Origin of the sequence: Bacillus sp. AY18-3 (genome assembly GCF_008042305.1) — a bacterium.
GTDB classification, from domain to species: domain Bacteria; phylum Bacillota; class Bacilli; order Bacillales; family Bacillaceae_G; genus Bacillus_A; species Bacillus_A wiedmannii.
Genome location: NZ_QKQR01000038.1, coordinates 63,694 through 77,389 on the forward strand (window position 1 = coordinate 63,694; position 13,696 = coordinate 77,389).

Annotated in this window: 17 protein-coding genes; all 17 read left to right on the top strand. The window is 34.2% G+C overall.

All coding sequences use genetic code 11. The features are described from left to right. Positions 1 to 137 precede the first annotated feature (137 nt). The 17 genes from DM800_RS26370 (at position 138) to DM800_RS26450 (ending at position 13,689) form a co-directional block, all read left to right on the top strand. Positions 138 to 602: a YaaR family protein gene (locus DM800_RS26370; protein WP_000946323.1), complete on the top strand. Its 465-nt coding sequence runs from the start codon at positions 138 to 140 to the stop codon at positions 600 to 602. Between the two features lie 15 nt (positions 603 to 617). After that, positions 618 to 1,070 (top strand): hypothetical protein, encoded by a 453-nt coding sequence (locus DM800_RS26375; RefSeq protein WP_147787967.1) that lies wholly within the window; start codon positions 618 to 620, stop codon positions 1,068 to 1,070. Between the two features lie 17 nt (positions 1,071 to 1,087). Next, a complete protein-coding gene (gene flgK, locus DM800_RS26380; RefSeq protein WP_088610178.1) occupies positions 1,088 to 2,386 on the top strand; it encodes a flagellar hook-associated protein FlgK in 1,299 nt (432 codons plus the stop codon). Between the two features lie 41 nt (positions 2,387 to 2,427). Then, positions 2,428 to 3,291, top strand: a complete 864-nt coding sequence (locus DM800_RS26385) for a flagellar hook-associated protein 3 (protein WP_147787968.1) — start codon at positions 2,428 to 2,430, stop codon at positions 3,289 to 3,291. A gap of 19 nt (positions 3,292 to 3,310) precedes the next feature. Further along, entirely contained in the window at positions 3,311 to 4,687 is a 1,377-nt protein-coding gene (locus DM800_RS26390) for a flagellar hook-associated protein 2 (RefSeq protein ID WP_147787969.1), read from the top strand. A gap of 22 nt (positions 4,688 to 4,709) precedes the next feature. Next, positions 4,710 to 5,078 carry a flagellar export chaperone FliS gene (locus DM800_RS26395; protein ID WP_088062769.1) on the top strand — a complete coding sequence of 123 codons (369 nt, stop codon included), beginning with the start codon at positions 4,710 to 4,712 and terminating at the stop codon, positions 5,076 to 5,078. Further along, positions 5,068 to 5,340, top strand: coding sequence for a hypothetical protein (locus DM800_RS26400; protein WP_001058076.1), 273 nt, complete (start codon positions 5,068 to 5,070; stop codon positions 5,338 to 5,340). Before DM800_RS26395 ends, DM800_RS26400 begins: the two co-directional genes overlap by 11 nt. Positions 5,341 to 5,709: 369 nt before the next feature. Then, positions 5,710 to 6,117, top strand: a complete 408-nt coding sequence (flgB, locus tag DM800_RS26405; RefSeq protein WP_001113102.1) for a flagellar basal body rod protein FlgB — start codon at positions 5,710 to 5,712, stop codon at positions 6,115 to 6,117. Between the two features lie 21 nt (positions 6,118 to 6,138). Further along, entirely contained in the window at positions 6,139 to 6,552 is a 414-nt protein-coding gene (gene flgC / locus DM800_RS26410; protein ID WP_000484673.1) for a flagellar basal body rod protein FlgC, read from the top strand. A 16-nt stretch (positions 6,553 to 6,568) separates the two neighbouring features. Continuing rightward, positions 6,569 to 6,868, top strand: coding sequence for a flagellar hook-basal body complex protein FliE (fliE, locus tag DM800_RS26415; RefSeq protein ID WP_000701682.1), 300 nt, complete (start codon positions 6,569 to 6,571; stop codon positions 6,866 to 6,868). Positions 6,869 to 6,890: 22 nt separating this feature from the next. Next, complete coding sequence (locus tag DM800_RS26420) at positions 6,891 to 8,465, top strand: flagellar M-ring protein FliF C-terminal domain-containing protein (RefSeq protein WP_088062770.1); 1,575 nt, start codon at positions 6,891 to 6,893, stop codon at positions 8,463 to 8,465. A 13-nt stretch (positions 8,466 to 8,478) separates the two neighbouring features. Beyond that, positions 8,479 to 9,483 (top strand): flagellar motor switch protein FliG, encoded by a 1,005-nt coding sequence (locus DM800_RS26425; protein WP_000883360.1) that lies wholly within the window; start codon positions 8,479 to 8,481, stop codon positions 9,481 to 9,483. After that, the gene (locus tag DM800_RS26430) at positions 9,470 to 10,159 is read left to right on the top strand and encodes a FliH/SctL family protein (RefSeq protein WP_088062771.1); all 690 of its coding nucleotides are present in this window, start codon (positions 9,470 to 9,472) and stop codon (positions 10,157 to 10,159) included. Before DM800_RS26425 ends, DM800_RS26430 begins: the two co-directional genes overlap by 14 nt. Continuing rightward, positions 10,156 to 11,460, top strand: a complete 1,305-nt coding sequence (gene fliI, locus DM800_RS26435; RefSeq protein WP_147787970.1) for a flagellar protein export ATPase FliI — start codon at positions 10,156 to 10,158, stop codon at positions 11,458 to 11,460. Before DM800_RS26430 ends, fliI begins: the two co-directional genes overlap by 4 nt. A gap of 116 nt (positions 11,461 to 11,576) precedes the next feature. Continuing rightward, a complete protein-coding gene (locus DM800_RS26440) occupies positions 11,577 to 11,987 on the top strand; it encodes a hypothetical protein (RefSeq protein ID WP_000360879.1) in 411 nt (136 codons plus the stop codon). 10 nt (positions 11,988 to 11,997) lie between these two features. After that, positions 11,998 to 13,113 carry a flagellar hook-length control protein FliK gene (locus tag DM800_RS26445; protein WP_147787971.1) on the top strand — a complete coding sequence of 372 codons (1,116 nt, stop codon included), beginning with the start codon at positions 11,998 to 12,000 and terminating at the stop codon, positions 13,111 to 13,113. 3 nt (positions 13,114 to 13,116) lie between these two features. Beyond that, positions 13,117 to 13,689, top strand: a complete 573-nt coding sequence (locus DM800_RS26450; protein WP_001143481.1) for a flagellar hook assembly protein FlgD — start codon at positions 13,117 to 13,119, stop codon at positions 13,687 to 13,689. Positions 13,690 to 13,696 lie beyond the last annotated feature (7 nt).

Consider the following 13,696-nt stretch of genomic DNA (forward strand, 5'->3'; position numbering starts at 1 on the left):
GTGCCACCTCATGCTAAATTGTAACATATCTTTTATAAAAAATAACTGCAAAATATTAGTGTTCAGAGTATAATTATAAATAACTGGATTTTACGATTAAGTTTAGGAAGAAATAAAAAAATAAATAGGTGATATATATGCTGCGTTCGATCTCGCATAATCCAATTTTATCGCATATACCGCCTGCTACTCAAATGCCGAAAGAAGCAAATGTCAGGACAGGACTTGCATTTTCGGATAATTTGCATGCAGATCCGAAAAAAGATAAATTGCTAGAACAAATGGAAGCATTTGTCGATAACATTGGAGAAATTAAAGAGAAAATTGAAATGGAATTAACGCTTGATAATGTAATGGAATACAAAAATACAGTAAAATCATTTTTGAATTTTTACGTAGATAATGTATTGCAATATAAAGATGTCATGTCGCGTCATCCGCGTTACGGATATTCACAGAAAATGACGATTGTGAAACAGGCGGAAATGGGATTAAATGAGTTAGAAGATGTTATGAATTTAATTAATACGAAAACGGGACATTTAGAAATGTTAAATCAAATTGGAGAGATTCACGGTTTAATTGTAAATTTAGTCTTGTAAAAGGAAGGAAGCTATATGTACATACAATTATATGAAAAGCTTGTTATTATTCAAAAAGCGTATGAAAATATTCAAATGCTCGGAGAACAAATATATGAGAATTTGAAACATAAAAATGTAAATGCAGTTCAAAAATTGCAAGTAGAGCAATTGCAGTACATTGATGGTTTAAAAAAGTTATCAAGTTCATTTGAAGAAATGGTTGTTCAGTTTTGTAAAGAAAAGGGCGTGGAACCATTTCGTGTAAGTGCATTATTTTCGCATTTTTCTAACGAAGAAATTGAAAAAATGGAAGAATTACAAAAAAATGTAGCTGAATTAGAAGAGAATGTAAAAATGATTCTTTTGAAAAATCAATATTACTTAAACGTACTATTAAAAACTACAGAAAGTATTGTGGATTCCGTTTCTGAATATAATTTAGAGCGAAACAATAATTCACAAATCTTTATGAACGAACTATTGTAAAGGGGAAGTGAAACATTATGAGATTATCTGATTATAATACGCCGCTATCGGGTTTATTAGCGGCACAAATGGGATTACAAACGACGAAACAAAATTTATCTAACATTCATACGCCTGGTTATGTGCGTCAAATGGTGAATTACGGATCGGCTGGGGCAAGTCAGGGCTATTCACCGGAACAAAAAATAGGTTACGGTGTACAAACGTTAGGCGTTGACCGTATTACAGATGAAGTGAAGACGAAACAGTTTAACGATCAATTATCTCAACTCTCTTACTATAACTACATGAATTCGACTTTATCACGTGTAGAATCTATGGTTGGAACGACAGGGAAGAATTCATTATCTAGTCTAATGGATGGCTTCTTCAATGCCTTTCGTGAAGTTGCAAAAAATCCAGAACAACCAAATTACTATGATACATTAATTTCTGAAACTGGGAAGTTTACAAGTCAAGTAAATCGTCTAGCGAAAGGCTTAGATACAGCAGAAGCACAAACGACAGAAGATATTGAAGCGCATGTCAATGAATTTAATCGTCTTGCTGGCAGCTTAGCGGAAGCGAATAAAAAAATTGGACAAGCAGGTACACAAGTGCCAAATCAACTTTTGGATGAACGTGATCGTATCATTACAGAAATGTCTAAGTATGCAAATATAGAAGTGTCTTATGAATCTATGAATCCTAATATCGCGAGTGTTAGAATGAATGGTGTTTTAACAGTAAATGGACAAGATACATATCCACTTCAATTAAATAAAGAAAAAGAACCAATGACTGCTGAAATTTACGGTTCGGAAATTCCTTTAACTAGTGGAGCAATCCAATCAGCGATCGATACGAAAGCGAAGATTGCTAGTTATAAGAAAAACCTTGAAGAATTAATGATTTCTGTAAAGAATGAAGTGAACACAGAAATGGGAAAAGAGTTCTTTGTGGAAGATCAAGCGAAAGATATGAAATTAAACCCTGAATTTGCAAAAGATGTTTCGAAAATGAAAATATCAGCTGAAACAGCAAATAAACTAGCAGCAATTACAGATGGAAAGTATAAAGAAGGCCTTTCTTATAAACAAGCATTAGACCAATTCGTAGTTGGTGTTGCATCTGATAAAAGTGCAGTGAATGCTTATCAAAAAATTCATGGGGATTTATTAGAGGGGATTCAGCAAGAAAAAATGGGTGTTGAAGGCGTTAATATGGAAGAGGAAATGGTTAATTTAATGGCCTTCCAAAAATATTTCGTTGCAAACTCTAAAGCTATTACTACGATGAATGAAGTGTTTGATAGTCTATTTTCGATTATTCGATAAGTGATAGTAATTGATTGGAAATATATAAGGAGGAGATAGAAATGAGAGTATCTACATTTCAAAATGCAAGCTGGGCAAAGAATCAGTTAATGGATTTGAATGTGCAACAACAATACCATCGAAACCAAGTAACTTCAGGGAAGAAAAACCTTCTTATGAGTGAAGATCCACTTGCAGCAAGTAAATCATTTGCAATTCAACATTCATTGGCGAATATGGAGCAAATGCAAAAAGATATAACGGATTCCAAAAACGTATTAACACAAACTGAAAATACTTTACAAAGTGTTTTGAAGTCATTAACAAGAGCAGACCAATTAACAGTACAAGCATTAAATGGGACAAATAGTGAAAAAGAATTGCAGGCTATGGGTGTAGAGATTGATCAAATTTTAAAACAAGTCGTATATTTAGCGAATACGAAAGAACAAGGTCGTTATATTTTCGGTGGTGATAGTGCAGAGAAACTGCCATTTACAGAAGATGGTACGTATCAAGGTGGACAAAATGATGTGAACTGGCAACTAAATGACGGTTATGAATTCAAAGCGTTCCGGAACGGAGATGCATTATTATCCCCGGTTATAAAAACGTTAAAACAGATGAGCGAAGCGATGAAAAAGGGTGACCAAAAAGCATTACAGCCGTTATTAGGAGAAAATAAGAAAAATTTAGATGGCATCATTAATCGCACAACTGAAGTTGGCTCAACAATGAACACAATGGAGACATTTAAAACCATTTTAAGCGAGCAAAATTTAGCGCTTCAAGAAAACCGTAAAGAAATTGAAGATGTTGATTTAGCGGTAGCCATTTCTGATTTAGCTTATATAAACGCAACGTACGAAGCAACGCTTAAAGCAGTTAGTACGATGAGTAAAACGAGTATTTTAGACTACATGTAAATGATAAGGAGTGAAAAATATGGCAGGAACAATATCTGATTATGGTGGCAGACAACAAATATGGAATTTAGGAAATAACATGATAGATACAAAGAAGTTAGTAGATTTAGAGTTACAAGCATTGGAAATGAAAAAAACACCCTATACTACACAAAAACAAACATTAACAAACGAAAAAAATGTGTATGCAAGCATGAAAAAAGAATTTGCAAATCTTGTACAAGTGTTCAAAGATTTATACGCATTTAAAGGTGATGAAAAGAAAATAACTCTATCCAAAGATGGTTTTATGAAAGCACAAGCTGACGCTGCTGCAATTCCTGGAACATACACAATTACAGTAGAACGAGTAGCTGAAAGACATCAAGTAACTACAGCTCCACTTACTCCTTCAAAAACTCCTGAAGGTATGGAGCAACAATTTAGTTTAGATTTAAAACTCGGAGTAGATGATGTATTTCAGATAAATGGAAAAGAAGTTAAAATCTCAAAAGATATGACGTATAAAGATCTTGTCAATAAGATAAATAATGGAAATTATGGTGCATCAGTATATACTTTAGGGGATCAACTATTTTTCACATCGACTACTGCAGGAGAAGCTGGAGAGCTGAAATTAACTGATGGCGCCAATGATTTTTTACAAAATATAGGGCTAGTTACTTCTGCGAAAAATACGGATGGAACGAATGTTGTTGCACATCAAGTGACAGGAGCAATAAATGCTGAGTATACAATAAATGGAATAAAAGGAACTAGTAAAACAAATAAGATTGATACAATTCCAGGATTAACTATTAATTTAGAAAAGGAAACTACAGAGCCAATAAAATTAACTATTGAAGATTCTGATATAAAAAATTCGATAGACTTAATAAAAAAAATGAAAGACGAGTATAATAAGGCTGTTAAAAGTTTGGATTTATTTGCTGGGGAAAATGGAGTAATGCAAGGGAATAATGTGTCATTTGCTATCAATAATGCAATGACAAGTATTTTTAAATTTTCTCAAGATGATAAGTATTTATTTTCTTTTGGAATTCAAATTGATAAAAAAGGTAATATGACTCTTGATGAGGAAAAATTGAAAACAGCTTTTAAAGAGAGTCCAGAATCTACGAAACAATTTTTCTTTGGCTTGAATGGCTTAGGTCATGATACAGAGAAAAAATTAGACGGGATATTTGGCGATGAAGGGATTATTGGGAAACGTTCTAAAAGTATTGAAAAGCAAGTAACTGATTTAGAGAGAAAAATTCAAGATATTGATACGGTTAATAAGGAAAAACAAAAAACAATTATTGATAAATATGCAAAATTAGAAAGTCAGTTAGCATTGCTTGATAGTCAGTTGAAGACAATTCAAGCAATGACAAAAACAAAAAGTGATGACTAATGAAAGCTGAGGAAGTGATTGTATGCAAGCATGGCAACGTTATATGCAAAATGATATTATGACGAGTAATCCGATTAAAAATACAATATTTATTTATGAAAGATGTATTATCGAGTTTCGTAAATTGGAAGAACTTTTAAATACATTCAAAATTCAAGATGGTGATGAACTTCTTGAAAAGTTAGAACGTATTTTTGAAGAATTAAAACTTCAATTAAACCCTGAGATTACGAAAGATTTATACGATAGTTTATATGGCTTATACGATTGGATTAGCATTCAAATTCAAACGATGAAAGTAACACGTGAAGCAAAAGATGTGGATGCGATTGTGAAAGTGTTACAAGATTTAATAGACGGTTACCGCGGAGCACTTGAAAATGAACAATGATATTTATCGGACGTTTGTCGGCTGTTTTAATGAAATTGGTGAATTACAAGTTTCAGATGAAGAGTTTGCTGAGAAGAGTGAGATGTTAAATCGTTGGATGATGACACTAGATGAAGAAACGCGTGCGCAAGTTGCAGCAGAAGTAAGCCCATTTATTATTAAAGCGGCACAGCATATTCGAGATAAGCAAAAGATTTTGGAAGAAATGATTATGACAAATGATGGGCGCATGAAAGCTAATTCATTTTACGGTAAATTTTAGTGATAGAGTTTAGAAACGGATTCCCCTTTTAAGAGGGGATCCATTCCTTTGTTTAAATAAAGACTTCCGCTGGTTGAGGTTTCATTTTATGACTGTAATGAAAAAATAGTAGTAATCTAAAAAATGTGAAAATGAACTTTAGTTTGTAGATCATATATTGAAATGTTTCATAGATTATTGCGTGTATACAGTTTTTTTGTATTCTTTTTTATATTTTTGTATTTTTCTAAAGACAACAATGGAAAAATGGAATAAAATATGTAAGGGTACATGATTGTAAATATTTTAATAAACACATATAAGAAAATAAATAATGAAGTGAAACTTCCATCAGTGGATCATTAAGTTAGAAAAGAAAGGGTGTGGAATATGCCAGATTTAGTGAGTGATGTAGGCCATTATATGAATTATTTAGTGACGAAACGAAATACTGTTTCTAGTAATATTGCAAATGCGAATACACCCGGCTATAAAGCACAAGATGTAACATTTGCTGAGCAAATGAATAAAAGTAGTGCATTATATAAGAACAATGCTGCGGACTTAAAGAGTAATCCGAATTTATATCAAACGAATGAAATGCACTTACCGACAGTGAATACGAAAAATACATATGCAAAGATGCAAACAAAATCAATGCAAACGAATAAAGATGGAAATAGTGTGGATGTAACGACAGAAATGCTAGATTTAATGAAAGCAAATCAGTTATACGGTATTTCAATTAACGCGATTAATACACAATATGCAATTAACCAAGCGGCACGCGGACGTTAAAAGTAGAAGGAGAGACAAACGATGTTTCAGGCAATTAATGCAAGTGGCTCAGGGCTAACGACAGCGAGAAAGTGGATGGAAGTTACTTCTAACAATATTGTAAATGCAAATACAACGGCTGCTCCGGGGGCGGATTTATATGAGCGTCGTAGTGTAGTGCTAGAATCAAACAATAGTTTTGCAAATATGTTAGATGGGTCTCCTACAAATGGAGTAAAAATAAAAAGTATTGAAGCAGATAAAACTGAAAACTTAGTGTATGATCCAACACATCCGCATGCAAATGAAGAAGGATATGTACGCTATCCAAATATTGATGTGACTGCTGAAATGACGAATGTAATGGTTGCCCAAAAAATGTACGAAGCGAATACAAGTGTATTAAATGCGAATAAAAAAATGCTTGATAAAGATTTAGAAATTGGCAGAGGATAAGGGGGAATATAGTAATATGAAAATCCAACCAATGTTAAATACGCAACCATTTGGAGCAATTCAGTCAATTGGTGCACCGAAAACGTCTCAAACATCTGTAGTTGAGGGGAAAAAGTTTATTGATTTATTGGAAGATATGAATCAAACGCAAAACAATGCGCAAACAGCAGTATACGATTTACTAACTAAAGGGGTAGGGGAAACGCATGACGTTTTAATTCAGCAGAAGAAGGCAGAGTCCCAAATGAAAACGGCTGCTCTCGTACGTGATAATCTTATCGAAAATTATAAGTCACTAATTAATATGCAAATTTAGGAAAGTGGACGGGTGTGTTTAAATGGAAAAGATAAAAAATGTTATCCAATCATTAAAAACGTGGCATAAGTTAGTAATCGGTGCTGCGCTTTTAGCGATTGTAACAGGAGCACTTTTATACTTCACCTTGCCAGATAAATATGTTGTTGTATATCAAAATTTAAATGATACAGATAAACAAGAGATTACAGCAGAATTATCGAAGTTAGGTGTCGATTATCAATTAGCGGCCGATGGTTCGATTCGTGTGCAAAAAAATGATGCTCCATGGGTTCGAAAAGAAATGAATGGAATGGGCTTACCGTTTAATTCTAAAAGTGGTGAGGAAATTTTATTAGAAAGCTCGCTCGGTTCAAGTGAGCAAGATAAAAAAATGAAGCAAATTGTTGGTACGAAAAAGCAATTGGAGCAAGATATCGTAAGAAACTTTGCGACAGTTGAAACGGCGAATGTTCAAATTACATTACCTGAAAAAGAGACAATTTTTGATGAAGAAAAAGCAAAAGGAACAGCGGCAATTACTGTAGGTGTGAAACGTGGCCAATTATTAACTGCAGATCAGGTTGCAGGTATACAGCAAATGATTAGTGCAGCAGTTCCAGGTGTAAAAGCAGAAGAAGTAAGTGTGATTGATAGCAAAAAAGGTATTATCTCAAAAGGAGCAGATGAAGCACATTCTACTAGTTCCTCTTCTTATGAAAAAGAAGTAGAGATGCAGCAACAAATTGAAGGTAAATTAAAGCAAGATATTGATGCAACATTAATGACGATGTTTAAACCGAATGAATATAAAGTGAATACGAAAGTGTCTGTAAACTATGATGAAGTTACACGCCAGTCAGAAAAATATGGTGATAAAGGTGTACTTCGTAGTAAACAAGAGCAAGAAGAAAGCTCTACTGCACAAGAAGGAGCAGAGACGAAACAAGGCGCTGGTATTACAGCGAACGGTGAAGTGCCAAATTACGGTACGAACAATAATCAAAATGGTAAAATCGTCTATGATAATAAAAATGGTAACAAAATTGAAAACTATGAAATAGATAAAACAGTTGAAACAATTAAGAAACACCCAGAATTAACGAAAACAAATGTTGTAGTATGGGTAGACAACGATACGTTAGTAAAACGAAAAATAGATATGACTACTTTCAAAGAAGCAATCGGCACAGCTGCTGGGCTTCAAGCTGATCCGAATGGAAACTTTACAAACGGTCAAGTTAACGTTGTAACTGTTCAGTTCGATCAGCCGAAAGAAGAGAAGAAGAAAGAGCCAGAAGAAAGTGGTATAAACTGGTGGTTATTCGGTGGAATTCCAGCTGGTTTATTAGCGATTGGTGGTCTAGTATGGTTCCTATTAGCAAGACGTAAGAGAAAGAAAGAAGAAGAGGAATATGAAGAATACTTAGCAGAAGAGGAAATTGCTGCAAGTAGTGAAAGTATTATGGAAATTCCTGAAGAAAAAATAGTACCAGAACCAAAACCTGAACCAGAAGGACCGAAAGAACCGACGTTAGATGAACAAGTGCAGGATGCTACGAAAGAACATGTAGAAGGTACTGCAAAAGTAATTAAAAAATGGTTAAATGGACAGTAAGGGAGGAACAACGATGTTAGATGAAATCTCCTCCAAAGAAAAAGCTGCCATCCTTATTCGTACATTAGAAGAAGGGGTGGCAGCAAAAGTCATTGAATATATGACGGCTGAGGAAAAAGAAGTATTACTTCGTGAAATCGCGAAGTTTCGTGTATATAAACCGGAAACGTTAGAAAATGTACTAGGAGAATTCTTGTATGAATTAAATGTAAAAGAGTTGAACCTAGTGACTCCAGATAAAGAATATATTCGTCGCATATTTAAAAATATGCCAGAAGACGAACTAGAAAAATTATTGGAAGATCTTTGGTATAACAAAGATAATCCGTTTGAATTCTTAAATTCACTTGCGGATTTAGAACCGCTTCTTACTGTACTTAATGATGAATCGCCACAAACGATTGCGATTATCGCTTCTTATATTAAACCGCAGCTTGCTTCTCAATTAATTGAGAGATTACCAGATCATAAGCGAGTAGAAACGGTAATGGGGATTGCGAAGCTAGAGCAAGTTGATGGTGAATTAATAAATCAAATTGGTGATTTATTAAAATCAAAATTAAATAATATGGCATTTAATGCAATTAATAAAACAGATGGCTTGAAAACAATAGTAAACATTTTAAATAATGTTTCACGAGGTGTTGAAAAAACAGTCTTTCAAAAGCTCGATGAAATGGATTATGAGCTATCTGAGAAAATTAAAGAAAACATGTTTGTATTTGAAGACTTACTCGGACTTGAAGATCTTGCACTTCGTCGTGTATTAGAAGAAATTACAGATAACGGTGTCATTGCTAAAGCACTTAAAATTGCAAAAGAAGAAATTAAAGAGAAATTATTTACATGTATGTCTTCAAACCGTAAAGAGATGATTCTAGAAGAATTAGATGGCTTAGGACCGCTTAAGATGACGGATGCTGAAAAGGCACAGCAAACGATTACAGGTACAGTGAAAAAGCTAGAGAAGGAAGGAAGAATTATCGTTCAAAGAGGTGAAGATGATGTCCTTATTTAAAAACAGAATTCCGAAGAATTCTGTTTCTTTTTCTGAAGAAACGTATGAATTACAATTCCCAAAGCCAGCCGCAGTTCATATAGAAGAGGAAGAATTACAAGTTGATCATGCAGAACTTCGCGCGCAACAAGAATCGTTACATATGGAAATGAATCAACTAAGGCAAGAACAGCAAATGCTAGAACGAGAGCATCAACAGCTATTGCAAGATAAAGAACAATTTCAAATGCATATTCATGAACAAATGGAACAGATGGAAGCAGCACGTATGCAGTTTCAAAAAGAACAACAAGAAACAGCATATGAATGGACAGAGTTATTATGGAATCAATCTTTTCAACTAGCAGAAAAAATCGTGAATCAAGCGGTAGATTCACGATTGCTTGATGTGTTACCCATTTTAACTGGTATCGTTCAAACGTTGCCTACTTCGTTTGAAAAATTAATCATTACCGTACACCCAGAAACATTTGAACGTATTCAAGAAGAGAAGGAAAATACGAAAGAGTATTGGTTACTACAATTAGTAGAATGGAAATATGATTTCTCCTTACAGTTCGGTGAATTTGTTCTAGAAGAAGAGAAAGAGTTCTTTGAATTTAAATTTGCACCTATATTTGCGAAACTTCGCCAGAAATGGGAAGAAGAGAAGTTATTTGAGGAGCAAAATGTATGAATCGACTGTTAATGAATGAAAACCAAAAATGGAATACATTTATTGAAACGCCGTTTTATACGAAAGTCGGTAAAGTTCATAGTGTACAAGAACAGTTTTTTGTAGCGAAAGGGCCAAAGGCAAAAATCGGAGATGTTTGTTTCGTTGGAGAACATAGCGTCTTATGTGAAGTAATTGCAATTGAAAAAGAAAACAATATGTTACTCCCGTTTGAACAGACAGAAAAAGTATGTTACGGAGATGCCGTTACATTAATTGCAGAAGATGTTGTTATACCTCGTGGTAATCATTTACTCGGAAAAGTGTTAAGTGCAAATGGCGGAGTGTTAAATGAGGATGCAGAGAATATTCCATTACAAAAAATAAAACTAGATGCCCCGCCTATTCATGCATTTGAACGTGAAGAAATTACAGATGTATTTGAAACGGGAATCAAATCAATTGATTCCATGCTAACAATTGGCATCGGTCAAAAGATTGGTATTTTTGCTGGTTCTGGTGTTGGTAAATCTACTTTACTCGGAATGATTGCGAAAAACGCAAAAGCTGACATAAATGTTATTAGTTTAGTAGGAGAACGTGGCCGAGAAGTAAAAGACTTTATTCGAAAAGAATTAGGTGAAGAAGGAATGCGAAAAAGCGTCGTTGTTGTAGCGACGTCAGATGAAAGTCACCTAATGCAACTTCGTGCAGCGAAACTTGCAACGTCTATTGCTGAATATTTCCGTGATCAAGGTAATAACGTACTACTTATGATGGACTCTGTTACTCGTTTTGCTGATGCGCGTAGAAGTGTTGATATTGCCGTTAAAGAGTTGCCAATTGGTGGTAAAACACTCTTAATGGAAAGTTATATGAAGAAGCTGTTAGAGCGCTCTGGGAAAACACAAAAGGGATCCATAACAGGTATTTATACCGTACTCGTTGATGGAGACGATTTAAACGGCCCTGTACCAGATTTAGCGCGTGGTATTTTAGATGGACATATTGTATTAAAACGTGAGCTTGCAACACTTAGTCATTACCCTGCTATTTCAGTGCTAGACTCAGTGAGTAGGATTATGGAAGAAATCGTTTCGCCAACTCATTGGCAACTTGCAAATGAAATGAGAAAAATCTTATCTGTTTATAAAGAAAATGAATTGTATTTTAAATTAGGGACGATTCAAGAAAATGCAGAAAATGCTTATATTTTTGAATGTAAAAACAAAGTAGAAGGTATAAATACGTTTTTAAAACAAGGTCGATCTGATAGTTTCCAATTTGATGATATTGTTGAAGCGATGCACCATACAGTATAAGACCTCTGCCCAAGAGGTCTTATTTTTTTGTTTTTTAATATTTCACAGATTTTTTTGGAAAAAAACTATATAATAGAAAAAGAGAACGTTATAATAGGAAGGGGCTATGAAAACAGGTGGATAAGCAGCAGTACGACACGATAAAATTGCAAATAAATCAAGAAAAAGAACAGATTTTGAAAGAAGTGTATGAATTAACAGGTGAAAAAAGAAAAATAGAACAAAAAAAAGAATATGATTTATATGTAGTAAAATCGCGTAGTAAAGTCGTACAAACTGGGCAGCGTATAATGGCCGGTATGCTTTCGTCACATACGTTTTCACCTGAAAGAATAGAAGAATGGAATCGGAAAATTAAAAAAACGGAAGATTTTATTCAAAAAAATGAAAGCCTTTTAGAACAGGTAAAAGAAAAAGAACGTGTCATTGATGAGATGTATCAAGAAGATTGTAGAAAGCTTGCAAAAGTACGAGAAAAGCAGGAAGAAAAAATGCTTCTTGATTTGAAAATGTGTATGAATGGATGAGGTGAATATAGTGATACAGTCTGTATTACCGGTGCAACAAAGTTTACCTCCGCAAAAAGAAAAAGGGCTAGAAGTACAATCAAAAAGTGAAGATTCTTCATTCGATCGTACGATGAGAATGGAAAATAAAAAGCAGCCGAAAACGGAGAAAATGAAACAAGAAGAAGCACCAAAAGAAGAAAAAAAAGAATATATTCTTTCTAAACAATCAGTAACGAAAGAAGAGCCAATTGTAAAGAAAGAAGAAAAAAAAGAGACAGAACAGTTACTATTAGCTGTATCTGAGCAAATGGTTGCAATTGAGCAATTACGTGTGCAACCGGAATTGTTATATCAATACATACAAAAAATACAAGAGCTATATAAAGAATATGGGAATATAAAACTTAACGAATTACCCCCCAATGAATTACAACAGTTGCAAGAGCTTCTTTCAAATATGAATATCAAAAATGCTATATGTTTAGAAGATACAATGCAAATGGCGTTAGATAAAGTGAAGATGCCAGAGCAAACGATGCAAGTATTGAAAGTTGTAGAAACAGAAACTTGTAATATCGCAAAAAAACAAGAAGATTCCAAAGACTTAGATGTAGATCTTCCAAAAGCTGAGGGCGATGATGTAAAGATAGAGTTGCCGGAAGGTGATGTGTTAAACGATTCGAGTTCAACGGGTGCGGAGTTGCTAAATAAAGCAACGGGTACGGATCAAATAGGAAAATCAAATAGTGGCGCTGAGAAAGTTACGTTGCCTGATTTAGGAAAGAAAATGGAAGCGCAAGTAGAAGCGTTGCAAAAATTTGTAGTGAAACAAGAGCGTGTTTTATTTCAGTTAAATCCAGAAAAACTTGGTACATTAACAGTGTTTATGAAAAAAAATGGAGATCAAATTGATGTTCACGTAGAAATGGAAAAACATGATGCGAAAAAACGTGTTGAAATCATTTTTGATGAATTGAGATTGAAGTTAAAAGAAAAAGAAATCAATATTCAAATTAGCTATTCAGATAAAGATGAAAATCGAAAAGAACAGCGAGAACAAGAGCAAAGACAAAAGCAAAAATTAGCAAGTACGAAACATGAAAAACAACATGCAAAAGAATTTGCGGGATTATTGGAGGAATAAAGTGTGCCAACAGTTGGATTAAATACAACGAGTACAAATCATATTCCGTTACAAGCAGGAGCACAAACAAAAAACGCATCTGTTACTGGTGCACAGTCGACAGCTCAACAAGCAAACGGAGTATCAGCAAGTACTCAAAAAACACCCGGTATTATGGATAAAGATGATTTCCTGAAACTTTTTTTAGCAAGCTTTCAACATCAAGACCCGTTTAATGCGATGGATATGAACCAAATGATGAACCAAACAGCACAGCTATCGCTTATGGAGCAAGTACAGAATATGACGAAAGCAGTAGATAAACTGCAATCAACGATGTATTCGACGGCTCTTGATGGGGGGATGAAGTTTTTAGGAAAGTACGTTAGAGGTGTAAGCAATAATGGAAAGCAAGTGACTGGTCAAGTGGAAACAGTTCGACTTGCTGAAAATAACGATGTGCAACTTATTGTTGATAATCAAGTTGTCTCACTTCGTTTCATAGAGAGGGTTTCTGATAAACCGATAACAGAAACTAATCCGGAAGATGAGAAGAAAGATGATATAGAAAAAAATGAAGAGGTTAAACCAGATTAATAAAAGG